Origin of the sequence: Pseudomonas koreensis (assembly GCF_036668835.1) — a bacterium.
GTDB classification, from domain to species: Bacteria; Pseudomonadota; Gammaproteobacteria; order Pseudomonadales; family Pseudomonadaceae; genus Aquipseudomonas; species Aquipseudomonas koreensis_I.
The window spans coordinates 231839-252061 of sequence record NZ_JAZEVW010000002.1 but is presented as its reverse complement, the minus strand read 5'-3'; the positions used below and the strand labels follow the sequence as shown (position 1 = coordinate 252061).

The window sequence follows — 20223 nt, the reverse complement described above, 5'->3', positions numbered from 1 at the left end:
CCTGTGTACGCGCTTTAAAAGGCCGGTTTAGCCAGATTGAGCAGGAGCGGCCCCGGAAGGAACTGTCCGGGAGCGGTGTTATTGATCGTATTGGTGATGACCGAAAGGTTGAATTTGAACGTCGCGTGGCTGGTTTGATATTGATCGATCAAAGACACCGCCAATGCATAGGATTCGGCATTCAACAGCGCTGGGTGCTTTTTGATGATTTCTGGCCAGTCCGTAATAGCCTCGAACTCGTCAAAGTCTTCTCTCCTTGCATAGCGATGATGAGGGTTGCGGAGATTCCTGGGATGAGCCTTGTGCGGGTCTCTGGCAAATTCCAGCAATCCGACGGCGTCGTACTCTGCCGGGGTTGCACTTTTAATTGCATCTCCGTAATAGAAGTCAAGCGTGCCTGGAGCGCCATGCGATATTTCATGCACCAGAACGTCGCCGATCTTGGCGTCGTCAAATTTCGCCACTTCGTAAAATTCATCCAGATTGTCTGGGTAAATAGACAGGAAAGTCCTCGTATTGACGTCCAGTTTGGTATTGGAGTACACAGCGGCTTGCCAGCGCTTATAGGCTTGAGGCTGTAACGCAGCATAGGCATCGCTACCCGGTGGCCGAAAGATCATGTTTTCAATGCGCAGATAGTCAAGATCGCTGCGCATGCTCCGCAGATTTTTTGTGATGTGCTCGGCTGCCGCATCCGAACCGGTACCAAACACATGCAGAAGCACGAGTCTGATCTCCTCGTTCCGGGCGTCGGAAATCAACGCAATGGTGTTGTCGATTTTGCTTTTAGCGTGAGGAATCGCTTTTTTAAGATAACCGCGGGTGTAACTGAACGGTTTTGCTCGTTTGAATGGGTTGCGAAAGATATTGACAACTTTCAGCTCTCTCAATTGAGGTCCCCACGGTTCGCCCAGACGGTTCACGGCGTACCATTCATCCGTGTGGCGTATGCCCCATACCTGGAAAAGGTCGGTGGAGCTCTGCGCATATTGTCGCGTGCCCAGCCGTAGAGTGTCGGCATCGACCGCCGTGGAAAGTGCCTGGTAGGGCGGTTTTGCAGTCCACTTCCGGGCATCGTATATAGCGCCTTCAAGTGCGGCCAAACCGCTGTGCCAGCCTTTACGTAAGAGTTTCGCTCCCTTGATCAGTACATCGGCGGCCCCGTCCAGTGGGTTGATCAGGCTGTTTACCAGTCCAAGGCCTGTCGAAGCGATTTTGCCGGCCTTTGTGGCAACACTCACGCCTGTGGCGACCACGGTGGCAACTTTTGCGATGGCAGCGACTACCAACAGAACGGTCATCGCGGCTTCCAGCGCGCAAGCTCCGGCGCCTTGAACTTGTCGCTCTACATCGTCGGAATTCAAATCTTCGATACACGACTTGAATGGAACGATCACATTGAGAAACGTATCCAGATCCTTGTCCCGTTTGATCCGCAACGCCTCGAGCCGGGTCTGTCCCCAACATTCTTTGACCAGTTCATCATAAGTTGCTACCGGCCGGTGCTTGAGTACGAAGTTCACCAGGCGATCGAACTCCTTGGAGTAGAAACTTTGGTAGTAACCGTTGATCTGCGCCGGTGGCTCAGCGGGCAACTCATCGACTCTGTCGATAATGCCCGAACTGAAAGCGACGAGACCGGGCGGAACGCCATGGGTATAACATTCGATATCCGTAGGTAATCGATGCACCGTAGCCGGTGCAGAGTAATTCACCCCGGCAGGACGATCCTTTGAATCCAAAAGGTTTTCCTGCTGTATCAGCGCTGCCATTTGAGTGTTTTCGCGGCAGACGCCGTGCAACGTGAGTAGCTCGTAACACGAACCCTGACCTTCGTACTCGCAATAGATCACAACGCCGTAGCGGCCTTTGGCGTCGTCTATTTCCTTGTGGCTTTCAGTGGGCTTGCGCTCAGTCGTCTTGACGATCGAGTCAATGACCGATGCAATGGGGTTGACGGGCAAGTTGGTAATGGTCTGAAGTTTCGCGACCGAAGGTCGCACCGTGAACATCGTCACCTTGCCTTTAAGCAAACGAGTCCGCTCAGACAGTGGCAGAAACGAGAAGGCCTGTTTCAGATGCGTATGCATGGCTTGCATGTGAGTGACATAGGCCCGATTGAACTGGCGGTGGAATTCACCGTCGGGTGAAACCAGATTGCGCAATAGGCCGGGAAACGCTGCATAGATACTGTCACCTTTTTTCAAATCCCAATCTCCGGTCGCAAGATCGTTGGACATGTGCAGTTCAACCGGAGAAAGGCGCATCGAGTCATAGGCGTCTTCCAGCGATACATTGCGTACTTGCTGAAGCACATCGCGTTCAAGGTAAGTGCAACCCTTGGCGACGTGCGTGAGAATGTCCAGTGCAACACTTTTGCGTGTTGGCAGAGGACGCTTCAACGTTTCAGCATTTGCGGCAAGTGTCCTGGAATGCTGAACATAAGCATCCGTGGAGAATTTAAGGGCGTCGGCAACCGACTGCTCGATGTCTTCAGGTGCAACGACCTTGTTGAGTAACGCCCAATCGATGACAGGATCTATCGCTGCCAGAGCATCGAGTTTCTTGCGCGATGCGGTCGTAGGTTCCAGTGTTGAGAGTTGTTGCAGCTGCGCGTAGGTCATCGAGCGGGTTGAGCCGGGCGCTATGATTTCATGCACCGCCACAATTCGGCAGTATTCGACGCATAGCGGTGTGCCCAGCAATAGCGTGGCGGGCAGATGTTGGACAAGAAACTCCGGCGCGGGCTCCGCCAGTAATAAATGCGCGGCGAGTGCGACATTTCTCGGGCTCACTCTATGATGCGCGATGAGGTGATTTTCGAATTGGGTCTGTATGTCTGCGAAAGACTGTTCCAGATGTTCGGCAGCGTAAAGATCGAAGCCGGCTACATGATTGCGCGGCTCTTGCTCACCGACTTGCGAATGGAGATCCAGCAACAGGGCGGTCAGGATTATTTGTTTGCGCGACGCTGCTGACTGTGGTTGATTCGGCTGCGCGCCATACCAGCCCAAATCGCGTACGTAAGCGTTCGCCCAATGCACAGCGATTGGGCTGGAGATCAATTGATCAATGATGTTTTCGGCTTCAAAGCGTGTGAACGGCGCAGAGCGTCCACCCAAAATACGTTCTGAAAGATGCTCCAGTAACGACTCACCTTTTGTATAACTGACAATGAGCTTACGAAGCTCGCCGCGTTGAGCCGCAGACAGCGTGGCCGTGTCGCCTTCGCTAGCCTTGATCATTTCCCGATAGTTACCAAACACTGGACCTGGCGTGGGCGCAGCATTCATGAATGCCACCAGGCGGGAAACTTCGAGAGCGTTGCGCGGGATCTGAAAACCGTGGAATGTCAGCCATTGTGCTAAATCAATCTGATCGGTGTTGGAAATCTTGCCACCGGTCAACGCTGCCATTTCAACCAGGATTTGCAGGTCTTCTTTCAAATCCGGCGCGAGGATGAAAGCATTTTCCAGCCCCGTGGTGTTGTACCCGCTGATTGCATTCATTTTGCCTTCAGCCGTTACCTCGAAAATGAAGCGATCGGCAAGTTGTAATGTGGCCAGGAGTTTTTTGAAAGAGGCTTGTTCGGACAATGTTTGTAATAGCTGCCGACCCGCAAGCAGTGCATCATCCAGGGATGATTCCGATTCCAGGGAAATGGTGGCGCCGTCCAGGGTAATGGTTTGCGAGGGGGCAAGATCCGAAGCGCGTTGTCTGAGCTTATAAATGACTTCTTCCCGCTCACGATTATCACTCGGAGAGTGATCGCGCTGGGAGTCTATGGAATAGGTAGGCCGGGATAAATTGCGTTTATTGAAAGAGTTCGTACGCTTGGTGTTCATAAGTCTGCTTGTTGTTGGTTTGTAAGTTCGGCGTATCCTCTTTTTTAAATGGATGGTAATCAACAGGGTTTGTGTGAGGGCGTTTTTCAGTTACTCGAAAATTATTGTATTTATCTCGAGGTCATTAAGGGTGGCAGTTCTATTGATTTATGCGTTAATCAATAATCCCTTTAACTTTGTCGCGCAACTGGTCAATGGAAAACGGTTTGCCAATTATATGCATATCTTCAGGGACATCAATGGACTCCGCATAACCGCTGGCGAACAAAACCTTGAGGGCGGGGCGCAGTTTGCGCGCTTCGATCGCCAGTTCGCGACCATCCATGCCGGGCAGTCCGACATCCGTCATCATCAGATTGATTTGCTCGGACGGCGCTCCGAGAACAGCAAGCGCCTGCTCGCTGCCGTCAGCCTCAAGCACCTTGTATTCCAGCTCCTCCAGCACATCCACAATAAGCATGCGCACGATAGCGTCGTCTTCTACGACAAGAATGGTGGGTGGAGTGGCAGACATGGCAGGGCTCTCAAGAAAACGGGGGACACCGGTCGATCGAAATGACCGGACTCTTGCATGAGTAAGTGGCGCGTAGCCACAAGTTCCCGGCCTGATACAAAAAAGGCGCGGGCCTCGGGGCTGCGACAGGATAACGGTTGGCGTAGTCCGAGTGCAGGGGGGATGTAGGAAATTGCCATCAAAAGTGTCAGAAAAATGGATCCAGACCGGGGTTTTCGGGCAAACTCCACGTTTTTCAACAGTTCGACAAGGCTGCCACATGTCCTCTCCGTCTTCGGTTGATGAACAACGGTTTCGCAAACTCCTGACTCGCAACATCAGCCTGCCTTTGGGCGTTGGCGCACTGAGCGCCGTGTTCTTCGTGGCGCTGATCACCTATCTGCTGTCGGTCATCCAATGGGTGGAGCACACCGACCGGGTAATCAATAACGCCAACGAAGCGGTGAAACTCACCGTGGACCTGGAAACCGGCATGCGCGGCTATTTGCTCAGCGGTGACGAGCATTTCCTCGACCCGTACGAGACTGCCAAGCCGCGCATCGCCGTGGCGCTCAATACCCTGCTTGAGCTGACCGCCGACAACCCGGTGCAGACGGATCGTTTGCGCCGCCTGCAGGCGTTGCAGGTCGAGTGGGCCAATTACGCGCAATCGATGATCGATCTGCAGCGCAGCAGCGGCGATTACCGCGGCGCGGTCAAGGCCGGGCGCGGCAAGCGCCTGACCGACGAAATCCGCAAACAGTTCGAAGACGTCATCGAGACCGAACAAGTATTGCGCGCCACACGCAATGAAGATGTGCGGCGTACCACGATCTGGAGTATCAGCCTTTATCTGCTGTTCATCGGCGTAATCAGCGGTTTGCTGGCGTATGTCGGTCGCCGTGATCTGGTCAATCTTTCGCAAAGCTACAGCGCGACTTTGGCGGCGCAAGAGGCCAGTGCCGAGCGACTGGCAAAACAGGCGTGGTTGCGCAACGGCCAGACACAACTGGCCGAGCAAGTGTTGGGACAACTGACGCTGAATCTGTTGGGGCGCAATATTCTGCAGTTCTGCGCGCAATACCTGGGCACTGCCGTGGCCGCATTGTATGTGCGCGAAGAGCACGGCGGACTGAAACGCGTAGCCACTTACGGGTTCTCCCGTGAACAGGAAGAGCAGGAACAAGCGATATTCAGTGGCGAAGGTATTGTGGGTCAGGTCGCACAGCAGGCGCGGCTGATTCGTCTGGATTCCGTGCCCAGCGACTATTTCAAAGTCAGTTCCGGCCTGGGCGAGGGTTTGCCGCACAGTGTCGTGGTGGTGCCGACCAGCGATGACGAGCGGGTCAATGGCGTGATCGAACTAGGCTTCCTGCGCCCGCTGAACCAGCGCGACATAGAATTGCTGGAACTGATTGCCGGCAACATCGGCACCTCCATCGAAGCGGCGCGTTATCGTCAGCGCCTGCAGGAAGTGCTCGCCGAAACCCAGCAACTCAACGAAGAGTTGCAGGTGCAGCAGGAAGAATTGAAAACCGCCAACGAAGAGCTGGAAGAACAGTCGCGGATTCTCAAGGAATCCCAGGCGCATCTGGAAACCCAGCAGGTCGAACTGGAGCAGACCAACGAGCAGCTTGCCGAACAGGCGCAAACCCTGGCCGAGCAGCGCGATGCCATGGACCAGAAGAACACCGAGCTCAATCAGGCCCAGGTGCAACTGGAAGAACGCGCCGAAGAATTGCAGCGTTCGAGCAAATACAAGTCCGAGTTCCTGGCGAACATGTCCCACGAACTGCGCACGCCGTTGAACAGCTCGTTGATTCTGGCCAAGTTGCTGGCAGAGAACCCGCAGGAAAACCTCAGCGCCGAGCAGGTCAAGTTTGCCGAGTCGATCTATTCCGCCGGCAACGACTTGCTCAACCTGATCAACGACATTCTGGATATTTCCAAGGTCGAGGCGGGCAAGCTCGAAGTACTGCCGGAAAACACCAGCGTCGGGCGCCTGGCTGAAGGCCTGCGCAATATGTTTGAGCCGTTGGCCGCAGACAAACAGTTGGCCTTTACTGTCGACCTGCAGCCGGGTGCGCCGACCATGTTGTACACCGACCGTCAGCGGCTGGAGCAAGTGATCAAGAACCTGCTGTCGAACGCGTTGAAGTTCACCGAAAAGGGTTCGGTGAGCTTGACCATCGCCGGCCAACCCGACGACCGTATTGCATTCATCGTTCGCGATTCGGGCATCGGTATTGCGCCCGACCAGCAGGAAAGCATTTTCGAAGCGTTCCGCCAGGCTGATGGCACCACCAACCGCAAATACGGCGGCACCGGTCTGGGCTTGTCGATTTCTCGTGATCTGGCGACCTTGCTCGGCGGCTCGATCAGCGTCAGCAGCACGCCGGGGCAGGGCAGTGTGTTCACGCTTCTGCTGCCAACCCAATACAGCGAGTCCGCGGAAGTGGCATCGGCACCGTTGACCTTCACGCCGCCTGCGCCAGTCGTGCCCGCAGCGCCGGCGCTCAATGTGTCACCGCTGGCCCCGGTGCACATTCCGCGTTTCGCCGATGATCGTGACAAGGCTCCGTTCAACACACGCTGCATTCTGGTGGTGGAAGACGAACCGAACTTCGCCCACATTCTTTATGACCTTGCGCACGAACTGGGCTATCAGTGCCTGGTCGCCCACGGTGCGGACGAGGGCTATGATTTGGCAAAAGAGTTCGTCCCGGATGCGATCCTGCTCGACATGCGCCTGCCAGACCACTCGGGTCTGACCGTGCTGCAACGTCTCAAGGAACACGCCGGCACGCGGCACATTCCGGTGCATGTGATTTCTGTCGAAGACCGTGTCGAAGCAGCGATGCACATGGGCGCCATCGGCTATGCGGTCAAACCGACCACCCGCGAAGAGCTCAAAGACGTATTCGCCCGTCTCGAAGCCAAGCTGACGCAGAAGGTCAAACGCGTGCTGCTGGTCGAGGATGACGATCTGCAGCGCGAAAGCATCGCGCGGTTGATCGGCGATGAAGACATTGAAATCACCGCGGTGGGCCTGGCCCAGGATGCGCTGGAGCTGCTGCGCACGACGATCTACGACTGCATGGTCATCGATCTGAAGTTGCCGGACATGCTCGGCAATGACCTGCTCAAGCGCATGTCTACCGAGGACATCTGCTCGTTCCCGCCGGTGATTGTCTACACCGGACGCAACCTGACGCGCGATGAAGAATCCGAGCTGCGCAAGTATTCGCGCTCGATCATCATCAAGGGCGCACGCTCGCCGGAGCGCTTGCTCGATGAGGTCACACTCTTTCTGCACAAAGTCGAATCGCAGTTGTCCCATGAACGGCAGAAGATGCTCAAGACCGCACGCAGCCGCGACAAAGTCTTCGAGGGCCGCAAGGTGCTGTTGGTGGACGATGATGTGCGCAACATTTTCGCTCTGACCAGTGCCCTGGAGACCAAAGGCGCAGTCGTGGTGATCGGCCGTAACGGTCGTGAAGCGATTGATAAACTCAACGAAGTCGAGGACATCGATCTGGTGTTGATGGACGTGATGATGCCGGAAATGGACGGTTTCGAAGCCACCATTGAAATCCGCAAGGATCCGCGCTGGCGCAAGCTGCCGATCATTGCGGTCACGGCCAAGGCCATGAAGGACGATCAGGAGCGCTGCCTGCAGGCGGGCGCCAATGATTACCTGGCCAAGCCCATCGATCTGGATCGTCTGTTCTCGCTGATTCGTGTGTGGTTACCGAAAATGGAACGCATTTAGTGGAACGCAGTACACCCGCCGAACGAAACAGCGAAATCGAGCTGCGCCTGCTGATCGAGGCGATTTATCTCAAGTACAGCTACGATTTTCGCGATTACTCCGGCGCTTCGATCAAGCGCCGGGTGCAACACGCGTTGAGCCAGTTCGAGTGCGCGACGATTTCGGCGCTACAGGAAAAAGTGCTGCATGATCCGACGGCGTTCATGCAGCTGCTGCAGCTGCTGACGATTCCGGTCAGCGAGATGTTTCGCGACCCTTCGCACTTTCTGGCGATCCGCAACGAAGTGGTGCCGCTGCTGCGCACCTATCCTTCGCTGAAAATCTGGATTGCCGGCTGCAGCACGGGCGAGGAGGTCTATTCGATGGCGATTCTGCTGCGCGAAGAAGGCCTGCTCGACCGCACGATCATCTACGCAACCGACATCAACCCGCGCTCGCTGGACAAGGCCAAGCAGGGCATTTTCTCGATGGAAAATGTCCGCGCTTATACCGCCAACTACCAGCAGGCCGGTGGCCAGCGCTCGTTCGCCGATTACTACACGGCCGCCTATGGCTATGCAATTTTCGACAAGACCTTGTGCGAAAACGTGACCTTTGCCGACCACAGTCTGGCCACTGACAGCGTGTTCTCCGAAACCCATTTGATTTCCTGCCGAAACGTTCTTATCTACTTCAACAAGAAACTCCAGGACCGGGCCTTCGGGCTGTTTCATGAATCGCTGTGTCACCGCGGCTTTCTCGTGCTGGGCAGCAAAGAGACGCTGGACTTTTCCAACTATGCCAACCGGTTCGAACCGTTGGTGAAACAAGAACGGATCTACCGCAAAACATGAACAAAACGGCGGTTTTGCCTCGTGTCGAGGCCGTTGTGGTCGGAGCTTCCGCCGGTGGCGTCGAGGCGCTGCTGACTTTGCTCGGACCGCTGCGCCGTGGCTTCAGATTGCCGATCGTTGTTGTGTTGCACCTGCCTGAAGAGCGCCGCAGCCAATTGGCTGAGGTTTTCGCCCGACGTCTGCAAATGCCCGTGATCGAAGCCGCCGACAAGCAGGATATCGAAGCCGGTACGGTGTATTTCGCCACGCCCGGTTATCACCTGTCGATCGAAATGGACCGCAGCTTTTCCTTGAGTCAGGAAGACCGTTTGCACCATTCGCGACCCTCGATCGATTTTCTGTTCGAGTCCGCGGCCGACGCCTACGGGCCCACGCTGGTCGCTGTTTTACTGACCGGTGCCAATCACGATGGCGCGCGCGGGCTGGCCTACGTCAAACGCTGCGGCGGTTTGACCATTGTCCAGGACCCCAACGAAGCACAGGTCGCCACCATGCCTCAGGCTGCAATGAACATTCGGCAGCCGGATCATGTCCTACCCATTCACGACATCAGCGGTCTGCTTGTCGAGCTGGAACGAATCGCATGCTAAGTAACATCCAAGCCAAACTGCTGATCGTCGACGATCTGCCGGAGAATCTGCTGGCACTCGAAGCGCTGATCAAGCGCGAAGACCGCACGGTCTACAAAGCCCTGTCAGCGGATGAGGCGTTGTCGTTGCTGCTGCAACACGAGTTCGCCATGGCCATTCTCGACGTACAGATGCCGGGGATGAACGGCTTCGAACTCGCCGAACTGATGCGCGGCACCGAGAAAACCAAGAACATCCCGATCATTTTCGTCAGCGCCGCCGGCCGTGAACTGAACTACGCGTTCAAAGGCTACGAGAGCGGGGCGGTGGACTTTCTGCACAAACCGCTGGATATCCATGCGGTGAAAAGCAAGGTCAACGTGTTCGTCGATCTGTATCGCCAAAGCAAAGCGTTGAAGCAACAGCTCGAAGCGCTCGAGCAGGCCCGTCGCGAACAGGAAGCGTTGCTGCAACAACTGCAAAGCACTCAGGCTGACCTCGAGCAGGCCGTGCGTATGCGCGATGACTTCATGTCGATCGTCGCCCACGAAGTGCGCACGCCGCTGAACGGTCTGATCCTCGAAACCCAGCTGCGCAAAATGCACCTGGCCCGCGACAATGCTTCGGCGTTCACCCTCGACAAGATGCACGCCATGGTCGACCGCGATGAGCGGCAGATCAAAAGCCTGATTCGCCTGATCGAAGACATGCTCGACGTGTCGCGCATTCGTACCGGCAAGTTGTCGATCCGCCCGAGCCGTTTCGATCTGGTGCAACTGGTGAGCAATCTGCTGCAGAACTTCGCGCAGCAGATCGAGGCCGCAGAGACCGAAGTGTCGTTGACCGTATTCGGCCCCGTGGAAGGTCACTGGGACGAGTTCCGCATCGAGCAAGTGGTCTCGAACCTGTTGACCAATGCCTTGCGTTACGGGGGGCGTAGCCCGATTCAGGTGCGCGTCTACCGTGAGGGCGAGGAAGCGCGAATCGAAGTCCAGGACCACGGCATCGGCATCAGCAAAGAGAACCAGAAGCGCATTTTCCAACAGTTCGAACGGGTTTCCGCCAAGACGGTAGTGGCCGGGCTCGGGCTGGGTCTGTTCATTTCCGAGCAGATCGTCGCCGCCCATGGCGGCTCTATCGTCGTCGAAAGTGAAATCAACGAAGGCGCCCTGTTTCGCGTTTGTCTGCCAATCCAGGAAAACGGCATATCCGACGCAACCTCTGATTGACCGCACGGTCGTATCAGCAGCTATTGACCGAACAAAGGCTTCCCATGAGCGTAGATGCACAAGATGTAGTACTCGTCGTCGAAGACGAACCGGTTATCTTGATGGTTCTGACGGATTATCTGTCGGGGCAGGGCTATCGCGTGTTGCAGGCGGAAAACGGTGAGCAGGCGTTCGAAATTCTGGCGAGCAAGCCGCACCTGGACATGCTGATCACTGACTTTCGTTTGCCGGGCGGAATCTCCGGCGTGCAGATCGCCGAACCTGCCGTCAAACTGCGCCCGGATCTGAAAGTGATCTTCATCAGTGGTTATCCGCAGGAAATCCGCGAGACCGGTAGCCCGATCACCAACAAGGCTCCCATTCTGGAGAAACCCTTCGATCTGGACGTGCTGCAGGAAAAGATTCAGCAATTGCTGGCCTGACTGCCTGGCCCGCTGGCGCGGGCCGTGGGTTGCCAGTCAGTTCTTGATCATCTCGCGCACCTTGGCGGTGAGCAGATCGAAGGTGAACGGCTTGGTGATCATCTGCATGCCAGAGTCCAGAAACCCGCCGCGCACTGCGGCGTGCTCGGCGTAACCGGTGATGAACAGCACCTTCAGACCGGGCCGGTACTGGCGGCCGACTTCTGCCAGTTGCCGGCCATTCATACCCGGCAAGCCGACGTCGCTGATCAGCAGATCGATGCGCTGCGTCGAATTGAGGAACGGCAGCGCTGTGTCGGCGTCGCCTGCCTCAACGTAGGCATAACCCAGCTCGCTGAGCACAGCACAGACCAGAACGCGCACTGCTGGATCATCCTCGACGATCAGTACGGTTTCGCCATCCAGCGCATCCGGCGAATGCTCAACGTCTTTATCGTCGGCGACCATTTCTTCACCGCGAAAGCGTGGCAGGTAGAGTTTTACCGTAGTGCCTTGATCAATTTCGCTTTCGATCGAAACATGGCCGCGCGACTGCTTGCTGAACCCGTAAATCATCGACAGGCCCAAGCCTGTGCCTTGGCCGATCGGTTTGGTGGTGAAAAACGGATCGAAGGCACGGCTCATGACACTCTGCGGCATGCCGCAGCCGTTATCGGTGACGCTGAGCATCACGTAATCGCCGGGTTCGAGATTGCTGTAGGCCTCGGTGAAATCGCGATGCAGCACCTGATTACTGGTCTCGACCACCAGTTTGCCGCCGTCGGGCATGGCATCACGGGCGTTGATCACCAGGTTGAGCAGGGCGCTTTCCAGTTGATTGGGATCGGCTTCGGCGATCCAGAGGTTTTCATCCAGACGCATCTCCAGATGAATGCTTTCATTGAGGCTGCGCTGCAATAACTCGCCCATCGACAGGACCAGAGTGTTCATCTGTACGGCTTTCGAATCCAGCGACTGCCGGCGTGAAAAAGCCAGCAGACGATGGGTCAGGCCGGCGGCGCGGTTGGCTGAAGTCACGCCCAGATCGATCAGGCTGTCGAGGTCTTCGGTGCGCCCACGGGCCAGGCGTCGGCGGATCAATTCGAGGCTGCCGATGATCCCGGTGAGCATGTTGTTGAAGTCGTGCGCGATGCCGCCGGTGAGCTGACCGACCGCTTCCATTTTCTGCGACTGGCGCAACGCTTCTTCGTTGTGGCGCAATTGCGCGGTGCGCTCTTCGACCTGTTGCTCAAGGGTTTCGAGGGTCGATTGCAGGCGCCGTTCGCTCTCGCTCAGATCGATCAGGCGGTCGCGCGCTTCGTATTGTCGTCGTCGTCCGCGCAATGCGGCCGAGACCATACTGACCAACGTGACAGGATGAAAAGGGCGCTCGAGAAAACTGACGTTACCGAGCAGATCGCTCAGGCGCGACGAGGGGCCTTGTTCCTGCCCGCCGTGGTGGGTCAACAGAATGATCGGCAGATCGGACCACGCCGGTTGCTGCTCCAGCCAGGCGAACAGCGTTTCCATTTCCGGCCCGCGCAAGGCTTCGGCGGCGACCAGCAACAAACCTGCACCCAATTCCAGCTGCGTACACAACTCACCGAGAGCGGGGATGACAACGCCACCGTAACCGGCCTCATTGAGGATCTTCAGCGCAATCTGACTGTCGCGACCCAGGGGCGCCAGAATCAGCGCCCGTTCGGCCAGTGGCACCGCAAGATTCACAAGCTGTCTTCCTGAAGCAGCGGATTGTTCGCGCCGAGGTAAGTTGGGACGCCACGCAGCACGCCTTGAAACGCTTCCAGCGGTTCACCGATGGTCATGCCGACTTTCGAGATCCGGAATTCACGAATGGTCGATTCGTGACTGCCGGTGCGTTTCTTGATGATGGAAATCGCGCGGCGGACTTTGCCCAGCGCTTCGAAGTAGCGCAGCAGCACTACGGTGTCAGCCAAGTAGGTAATGTCGACTGGCGCTTGCATGTCACCGACCAGGCCATGTTGGGCGACGGTCATGAACGTCGCTGCGCCTTTACGGTTCAGGTACAGCAACAGTTCGTGCATGTGCAGGACCAGCGCGTTCTCTTCGGGCATGGCGGCTTGGTAACCGTTGATGCTGTCGATCACCACTGTCTTGATTTCGCGCTCGTCGACGCAACGACGTACGCGATGGGAGAACTCGCCCGGCGACAGTTCTGCCGCGTCCACCTGTTCGATCAGCAGATTGCCGGTGGCCTGCAGTGCCTTGAGATCGATACCGATGTTTTTCATCCGTTCATGCAGCAAGCCGAGTTCTTCGTCGAAGATAAACAGCGCAGCCTTTTCACCACGACCGACAGCGGCTGCGGCGAAGATCATCGAGATCAGCGACTTGCCGGTACCGGCAGGACCAAGGATCAGCGTGCTGGAGCCGGTCTCGATGCCGCCGCCGAGCAGCGCGTCCATTTCCTTGATGCCGCTGGACAGCTGCAATCGCGCGTACTCGCCACGGTGTTCGGCCGCCACGAGGCGGGGGAACACATGCACGCCGTCACCCATGATGGTGAAATCATGGAAACCGCCGCGATACTTCTGTCCGCGGTATTTGACCACCCGCACGCGTCGCCGCTCGGCGCCGTAGGTCGGCGTCAGTTCCTCAAGGCGGATCACCCCGTGAGCAACACTGTGCACGGTTTTATCGAGGGATTCGGTTGTCAGGTCGTCAAGCAGCACCACGGTTGCGTTATAGCGCACGAAATAATGCTTGATGGCCAGGATCTGCCGGCGATAACGCAAGGAGCTTTGCGCCAGCAAGCGGATCTCGGAGAGGCTGTCGAGCACCACGCGGGTCGGCTTGAAACGCTCGACCGCTTCGAAAATCTGTTTGGTCGCCTCGCCCAGTTCCAGGTCGGAGGAGTACAGCAGACTTTGCTGATGCTCGGCGTTGAGCAGGCTTTCCGGCGGCGTCAGCTCGAAGATTTCGATGTTTTCGTCCAGCGTCCAGCCGTGGGACAGCGCGCCTTGGCGCAGCTCGTGCTCGGTTTCCGAGAGCGTGATGTACAACGAGCGCTCGCCGGCTTTCGCGCCGGCCAGGAGAAAATGCAAAGCGACCGTGGTTTTGCCGGTTCCGGGCTCACCCTCCAGCAGAAACACATGGCCGCGAGACAAGCCACCGGCCAGGATGTCATCCAGACCCGCAATGCCGGTAGCGGCTTTCGCACTGATCAACTCGTTAGAAGTAGACAAATAATGTCCTCTCATGACTTAGGGAAGCGCGACCATCGATGCATTGGGTCGGCCTGAATAACTTGACCTTAAGCCGTGATGGCAGTTCCGCTTATTGTTTGCGGATGTTGCGGGTTTTTACGCTCAAAGCCCCTGTTGCAGCGCCGGATCGTCCGGGTTGAGCTGTTCGAGTTGCGCCAGCAGAATCTGCACATTTTGCAGCTGGCCGCTTTCTTTCCAGTAATTGATCAGCAGAACCCGGGCCTTGCGGTCGGCGGGATGGCGCTGAACGATTTCCTGTAATTGCTTCTGCGCCGCTTCCAGTTCGTCAGCGCTGTGCAGGGTAGTGGCGAGATCGTAGCGGTAGTCCTTGTTGTCCGGTTCAAGTTCCACAGCTTTGGACAAACCGAGCAGGGCGTATTCACGCTGGCCGTGGTGCAGCAACCACAAGCCCAGGGCATGTTGCAGATAGGCCGAATCAGGCTGGGCCTTGAGTTGCCGGGCCAGTAATTGCCGGGCCGCGTCGCTCTGGCCCTGACGATCCAGGACATCGATCTGCATGACCAGCGCCGGCAGATTGCCCGGCTCCAGGCGCAGCGAGTTTTCCAGGGCGACTTGCGCTTGCTTGAGTTCGGCGTTGTGAATGTGCAGCCGGGCCAATTGCGCGTAGTTGGCGGCACTTTCCGGTTGTGCCTTGAGTGTTTGCTCCCAACCGTCGATGGCTTGCTGCAGCGGCGCGAAATACAGCCCCAGCTCGTCCGGCGTCAGGCCGAGGAGGGCGTTGATAGCGGCAAAACGGACATTCTGATCGGCATCGTCGAGCATCGGCCCCAACAGCAGGCTGCGTTGCCCGCCCGGGACCAGCCCGACCACGCTCTTGATGGCGGCCAATCGTACTTGCGGGGCTTCGTTCTGCAGGTCGCTGTCAGCCAGTTTCAACGCCTGGGGGCTCGGGTAGTTGGGCAGCTCGCCGTGCAGCCATACGCGGCGCTTCACCGAGATATCCGGGCGGCCCAGTTGCTGATACAACTGGCGTGCCGCGCCCGGTTCACCGGTGCGCGCGGCGTTCAGCGCTTCGCTGTAGCCGTGCTTGATCGCATCGGGGATCACCGGGGCGGTGCTACGTAGCGAAACCCAGGCCACGATGACGATAAGCACCAGGCCGAGGCTGATATACAGATAGCGGCGAGACTGAGGCATGCAGGTTTCCGAAACAGGCGTTGTTGAGCAGAGCGGCAAGCTTCGGTCAGCACGGGCGATCAGTCAAACCCTCTACATGCGAATCGTCCTACGAGCTGCGTCGACTCAGTTGAGCACCAAGCCGACGATGCAGTGTCTACGCTTGCAGGAGTCGTTTCGTTGAGTGTGCCCATGCCAGCCCTGTTCAGTTACTTCAAGGCCGTCATCCATCCCGGTCAGGCCGTCCTGCTGTTTGCCCTGCGTACCATTGCGGCGGGGTTACTGACGTTGTATCTGGCGTTCGTCTTCGACCTCGACCAGCCCAAGTGGTCGATCATGGCGGTGGTCATCGTCAGTCAGCCCTTGGCCGGGATGGCGCTGGCGCGCAGCTTCGGCCAGGTGATCGGTACGACCCTCGGTGCGACTGTCGCCGTGTTGATCATGGCCATTTTTCCCCAGGCGCCATTGCCCTTTATCACCACGCTCGCGCTGTGGCTGGCACTGTGCACCGCCGGAGGCACGTTGCTGCGCTATACCAGTTCACAAGCGTTCGTGCTCAGTGGTTACACCGCGGTGGTCGTGGCGCTGCTGGCGATTCCGGATCCGGACGGGACATTTTTACTGGCAGTAACTCGCGTGACTGAAACCCTGCTGGCCGTGGCGTGCGTGTGCGTAGTCAGCTTGTTGACGGCGCGACCGCAAGCCGTGGCCAAGGGTTATTTCGCCAAGGTCGATCAGGTGATCAAACTGGCGGCCAGGCATGCCGCGGCAGTGCTGCGCACCGAAGAAAGCGAAGAAGATTTTCAGCGACGCCAGCAGCAATTGCTTGGGGAAATCAGCGCGCTGGAGGGTTTGCGTCGGCATCTTTACTTCGATGCGCCGCGTTTGCGCAGTGCCAACAATCTGGTGCTGCTGCTGGGCAATCAACTGACGCTGCTGACCTCGCGACTCACCGCATTACGCCACCAGCGCGAACTGCTCACCGAGCGCTGGGAGGGTGATTTGCCGCTGGAGGTGCAGCGCCTGCGCAGCGAAGAACTGGCACTTCTGGACGAGCTGGGGGATCAGGGGCGCTCACTGTCCAGGGAGCGTCGTCATCATTTCGTTACCCTGCAGCAGCAATTCGAAGGGCTGGCGTACGAGGCTGAGCAACTGACCGAAAACATGAGCGCGACCCTGCGTTCGCTGGCCTGGGCGTTACGCTGGGAACAGGCGCGGCTGCTGCAGCAACTGGAACAGATCCTGGAGCTGAGCGATGCGATCCAGGAAGGGCGTGAGGCCAGCGTGCTCTATCGCGCTAAGGTCAGCCCCCTGCATCTGGATTTCACCCTGGCTTCGATGAATGCGGTTCGCGCCTTTACGGCATTGCTGGTGGCCGGATTGATCTGGATCGAAACCGCTTGGGACGGCGCACGGGGAGGGATGATTCTGGTGGGGATTCTCTGTTCGCTCATGGCAACCTTTCCGCGACCGCTGATGGCTGCGCAGAGTTACGCCCGTGGCCTCGGACTGGCGCTGGTGGTCTCGGCGCTCTATCAATTCATGCTGGTGCCGGCGATCAGTGATTTTGAACCGCTGGCGTTACTGCTCGCGCCGCTGCTGTATGTCATCGCGATCGGGCTGGCGAACCCGGCGACGACGGGTATTGCCATGGGCCTGGGGTTATCGAGCTTTTTGATGATCGGTCCGCAGAACGTCGGCACCGGGCAGAATACCGCGATTCAGTGGTTCGAATTTGCGGGCGCCTACGTCAGTGCGGCGCTGCTGGCGCTGTTGGTCTATGCGTTGATTTTTCCGTTCCGCCCGGCATTGCGCTTGCGCCGCTTGTATAACGAAGCGCGTGAGCAGGTGCATGCGCTGAGCAAAACTCCCGCGACCGACGCAGAACAATTTGCCTTCGAAAGTCGCATGGTCGACCGGTTGACCAGCATGCTCGGTCTGCTGCCTGCGACGAACACCCGGGCCATGCAACAGCTGTATGAAGTCAGCCTGGCGTGCGTGGCGCTGGGGGTGGCGATGCAGCAGTTGCGGCAGCAGGCGCAAAACAATGCGTTGCTCGGTGAGGCATTCAGTCAGCATCTGGCATCTGCGCTGCGCAAGACCGGGCGTTTTGTCGCCGGGCGCGAGGATGTGCAACTGACACCGTTGCTGACGACGCTGCGTGCCTTGGGCGACGAACTGGACGATCTGCACGTCGCCAGCCATGAACATCTCTGGTCGGTCTTCCGTATGCGTGTGGCCTTGCTGATCATCGTGTCATTCCTGCAGCGTCACGGTGAATTCATCGAACGCTCGATTCCGGTAGGAGAACCGGCCCTTGCCCATTGATTTCGAGATTGGCGGTGTGTACCTGCCGCCCATTGCCCAGGCGCTGTTGTTGGCCATACCGATATTTTTGCTATTGGACTGGGGGCTGCGTCGCCTCGGCGTGCTGCGTCTGGTCTGGCATGAAGCGCTGTTTGAAGGCGCCTTGTACGCGTGCGTTTGCGCCGCGCTGATTTTGTTGATGGGAGCCTGATGCCTTGAAAGTGTTATTCGCGCGGTTGGTCACGTTGGCGGTGGTGGTGTTGGCCATCGTGCTGGGCTGGTTTGCCTGGGAGTATTACACCCGTGCGCCGTGGACACGGGATGCACGGGTGAGGGCGGATGTGGTGTCGCTGTCGGCGGATGTTTCCGGGCGTATCGTCAGCCTGGCCGTGCAGGACAACCAGCATGTCGACAAGGGGCAACTGCTGATGGAGATCGATCCGGCGCGCTATCGCCTGGCGGTAGAGCATGCGCGACGCTCAGTGGAAGTTGCCCGGGCATCGCTGGGCCAGTCGCAAGCGGCCATCGTCGCCAGCGAAGCCTTGCTCAAGCAGCGCCAGAGCGAGGAGCGCCGGCGGCGCAAGCTCAAACAGGGTTTTGCGATTTCCGGTGAAGAGTGGGAGAAGTCCAGTACCGATGTGGCAGTGGCCCAGGCGGATCTGTTGCGTAACCAGGCCAATCTCGGCCTGGCCGAGGCCAATGTGCAGTTGGCGGTTGCCGCACTGACCCAGGCCGAACTTGATCTACAGCGTACCCGCGTCGAGTCGCCGGTCAGTGGCTATGTCACCAATCTGCTGACCCGTCAGGGTGACTATGCGACAGCGGGTGGTGCCTTGATGGCGCTGGTCGACAGTGATTCGTTTTATATCAGTGGTTACTTCGAAGAGACCAAGCTGCCGCGCATCAGCGAAGGTAATCGGGTCCGTGTGCAATTGATGAGCGGGGAAACTTTTGGCGGTACGGTGCAAAGCATTGCCTTTGCTATTGCCGACCGGGAAAACGCACCGGGCAGCCGGCTGCTGGCCAACATCAATCCGAGTTACACCTGGGTGAAACTGGCGCAGCGGGTGCCAGTGCGGATCGAGATTGATGGCGATTATGTCGGGAAGAACCGCTTGCGTGCGGGTACGACTGCTACTGTGACGGTGCTTGAGGATCATGTTTTTTAAGGCGCAGCGCTGAGATTTGTGTGCTCTGATTTTTTGGGTACATATCCGTTGCTGCGGTAATGGCTTCTTATGGTTTCGCCATTACGGCGAGTCCCTTTTTCAAACGCCAAAAAAGAACCAAAAGGCTTTGCTCCTACGTACGGCCCTCGCAGCTCGGGTCCCTTCCGACGTCGCCGGTGACGCAAGATCAAGGGCACGCGAGCTAACGCTCATTGTTGAGTGGTTAGAAGCGTCGCATGGCTTGAGATTTTCGGTGGATTCGCCCCTCACCCCAGCCCTCTCCCGAGGGAGAGGGAGCCGATTCGTGGGCCGTTCAAAACCTGAGTTCGACTCGGTATTTCAGGTCAGCGTACCTTTGGCATACGCCCCGGTCAGTTCCCTCTCCCTCACAGTTCCCGCGCGCTGCTGGACGTGCTCATCCGTGCGGGGTTGATCACCGTGCTGGTGCTGTTTTGCTACGACATCTTTCATCCGTTTCTGAATGTGATGCTGTGGGCGCTGATCCTCGCGGTCACCCTGTATCCGCTGAATCAGAAACTCGGCGCCAAGCTTGGCAATCGCTACGGCTGGGCGGCGATCATTCTGGTGCTGCTGGGACTGGCGATTCTGATGTTGCCGTTAAGTCTGCTTGGCGCCTCGATTGCCGATTCGGTCAAGGGTGGCATGCGCACGATCGAAGCCGGGCAGTTCGAGATTCCGCCGCCACCGGCCAGCGTCGAGGCCTGGCCGCTCATCGGTGCGCCACTGTATGGCATCTGGATGCACGCCTCGCAGGACCTGAGCTGGACATTCCAGGAACTGGCCCCGCACCTGAAGGACTGGAGCAGGGTAGTCCTGCATCAAGCAGCGGGCGTCGGCGCGGGGATCGTGGTGTTTGTGATTGCGCTGATTGTCGCCGGGCTGATCGGCGCGCTGGGCGGCATGGTCACCAGCGGCATCATCGGACTGTTTACCGGGCCGGTGATACTGGCGGTGGGTTATGAGTTGTTCATCGGTTGGGTTTATCAACCGGCCAATGTAACTGACGTTCTGGAGGATCCCGGCAACGAAATCAGCCGTGACATTTAACCCCGGTGGGCGAATCTGATAGCCATTCATCGCTCGACTACGCTTGCTTACGTAGCCCTCTCTGACACTTGGGCTTAAGGAAACAGGCGCATGCGAAGCAGGCTGCTATAAAGAAGTCCGCCACAATGGCGGACGTTTTGCTGAGGTTTCGC

14 protein-coding genes are annotated in these 20223 nt (G+C 57.8%); 9 read left to right on the top strand and 5 right to left on the bottom strand.

Annotated features, from left to right (window positions below):
• Nucleotides 1-14: 14 nt before the first annotated feature.
• Both V6F91_RS06185 and V6F91_RS06180 read right to left on the bottom strand, forming a co-directional pair.
• A complete protein-coding gene (locus V6F91_RS06185) occupies nt 15-3845 on the bottom strand; it encodes a hypothetical protein (protein ID WP_332763053.1) in 3831 nt (1276 codons plus the stop codon).
• Between the two features lie 154 nt (nt 3846-3999).
• On the bottom strand, nt 4000-4359 hold the full coding sequence (locus V6F91_RS06180) for a response regulator (protein ID WP_332763052.1): 360 nt from the start codon (nt 4357-4359) through the stop codon (nt 4000-4002).
• A gap of 259 nt (nt 4360-4618) precedes the next feature.
• Here V6F91_RS06180 and V6F91_RS06175 point away from each other — a divergent pair, with 259 nt between their 5' ends.
• The 5 genes from V6F91_RS06175 to V6F91_RS06155 are packed head-to-tail and all read left to right on the top strand — an operon-like array spanning nt 4619 to nt 11163.
• Nucleotides 4619-8110, top strand: coding sequence for a response regulator (locus tag V6F91_RS06175; protein WP_332763051.1), 3492 nt, complete (start codon nt 4619-4621; stop codon nt 8108-8110).
• A complete protein-coding gene (locus V6F91_RS06170; RefSeq protein WP_332763050.1) occupies nt 8110-8943 on the top strand; it encodes a protein-glutamate O-methyltransferase CheR in 834 nt (277 codons plus the stop codon). Before V6F91_RS06175 ends, V6F91_RS06170 begins: the two co-directional genes overlap by 1 nt.
• A complete protein-coding gene (locus V6F91_RS06165; RefSeq protein ID WP_332763049.1) occupies nt 8940-9533 on the top strand; it encodes a chemotaxis protein CheB in 594 nt (197 codons plus the stop codon). Before V6F91_RS06170 ends, V6F91_RS06165 begins: the two co-directional genes overlap by 4 nt.
• Nucleotides 9527-10741 carry a hybrid sensor histidine kinase/response regulator gene (locus V6F91_RS06160; protein ID WP_208937472.1) on the top strand — a complete coding sequence of 405 codons (1215 nt, stop codon included), beginning with the start codon at nt 9527-9529 and terminating at the stop codon, nt 10739-10741. Before V6F91_RS06165 ends, V6F91_RS06160 begins: the two co-directional genes overlap by 7 nt.
• A gap of 44 nt (nt 10742-10785) precedes the next feature.
• The gene (locus V6F91_RS06155; protein WP_332763048.1) at nt 10786-11163 is read left to right on the top strand and encodes a response regulator; all 378 of its coding nucleotides are present in this window, start codon (nt 10786-10788) and stop codon (nt 11161-11163) included.
• A gap of 36 nt (nt 11164-11199) precedes the next feature.
• Here V6F91_RS06155 and V6F91_RS06150 read toward each other — a convergent pair whose 3' ends face one another.
• From V6F91_RS06150 to V6F91_RS06140, 3 genes are all read right to left on the bottom strand, one after another.
• Nucleotides 11200-12870 carry an ATP-binding protein gene (locus V6F91_RS06150; RefSeq protein WP_332763047.1) on the bottom strand — a complete coding sequence of 557 codons (1671 nt, stop codon included), beginning with the start codon at nt 12868-12870 and terminating at the stop codon, nt 11200-11202.
• Nucleotides 12867-14369 carry an ATPase domain-containing protein gene (locus tag V6F91_RS06145; RefSeq protein WP_208937475.1) on the bottom strand — a complete coding sequence of 501 codons (1503 nt, stop codon included), beginning with the start codon at nt 14367-14369 and terminating at the stop codon, nt 12867-12869. The genes V6F91_RS06150 and V6F91_RS06145 overlap by 4 nt, the downstream gene beginning before the upstream one ends.
• Before the next feature lie 123 nt (nt 14370-14492).
• Entirely contained in the window at nt 14493-15548 is a 1056-nt protein-coding gene (locus V6F91_RS06140) for a tetratricopeptide repeat protein (RefSeq protein ID WP_332763046.1), read from the bottom strand.
• Nucleotides 15549-15719: 171 nt separating this feature from the next.
• On the opposite strand from V6F91_RS06140, the gene V6F91_RS06135 reads away from it, so the two are divergent.
• From V6F91_RS06135 to V6F91_RS06120, 4 genes are all read left to right on the top strand, one after another.
• Nucleotides 15720-17855 carry an FUSC family protein gene (locus tag V6F91_RS06135; RefSeq protein WP_332763045.1) on the top strand — a complete coding sequence of 712 codons (2136 nt, stop codon included), beginning with the start codon at nt 15720-15722 and terminating at the stop codon, nt 17853-17855.
• Nucleotides 17845-18045, top strand: coding sequence for a DUF1656 domain-containing protein (locus V6F91_RS06130; RefSeq protein ID WP_332763044.1), 201 nt, complete (start codon nt 17845-17847; stop codon nt 18043-18045). Before V6F91_RS06135 ends, V6F91_RS06130 begins: the two co-directional genes overlap by 11 nt.
• A 4-nt stretch (nt 18046-18049) precedes the next feature.
• The gene (locus tag V6F91_RS06125; protein WP_332763043.1) at nt 18050-19003 is read left to right on the top strand and encodes an HlyD family secretion protein; all 954 of its coding nucleotides are present in this window, start codon (nt 18050-18052) and stop codon (nt 19001-19003) included.
• A gap of 411 nt (nt 19004-19414) precedes the next feature.
• A complete protein-coding gene (locus tag V6F91_RS06120; protein ID WP_332763042.1) occupies nt 19415-20071 on the top strand; it encodes a hypothetical protein in 657 nt (218 codons plus the stop codon).
• Nucleotides 20072-20223 lie beyond the last annotated feature (152 nt).

Bases quoted from the DNA above. Each gene is read 5' to 3' on its own strand.
- V6F91_RS06185 (WP_332763053.1), bottom strand. From the start codon at position 3,845: ATGAACACCAAGCGTACGAACTCTTTCAATAAACGCAATTTATCCCGG.
- V6F91_RS06180 (WP_332763052.1), bottom strand. From the start codon at position 4,359: ATGTCTGCCACTCCACCCACCATTCTTGTCGTAGAAGACGACGCTATC.
- V6F91_RS06175 (WP_332763051.1), top strand. From the start codon at position 4,619: ATGTCCTCTCCGTCTTCGGTTGATGAACAACGGTTTCGCAAACTCCTG.
- V6F91_RS06165 (WP_332763049.1), top strand. From the start codon at position 8,940: ATGAACAAAACGGCGGTTTTGCCTCGTGTCGAGGCCGTTGTGGTCGGA.
- V6F91_RS06160 (WP_208937472.1), top strand. From the start codon at position 9,527: ATGCTAAGTAACATCCAAGCCAAACTGCTGATCGTCGACGATCTGCCG.
- V6F91_RS06155 (WP_332763048.1), top strand. From the start codon at position 10,786: ATGAGCGTAGATGCACAAGATGTAGTACTCGTCGTCGAAGACGAACCG.
- V6F91_RS06140 (WP_332763046.1), bottom strand. From the start codon at position 15,548: ATGCCTCAGTCTCGCCGCTATCTGTATATCAGCCTCGGCCTGGTGCTT.
- V6F91_RS06135 (WP_332763045.1), top strand. From the start codon at position 15,720: ATGCCAGCCCTGTTCAGTTACTTCAAGGCCGTCATCCATCCCGGTCAG.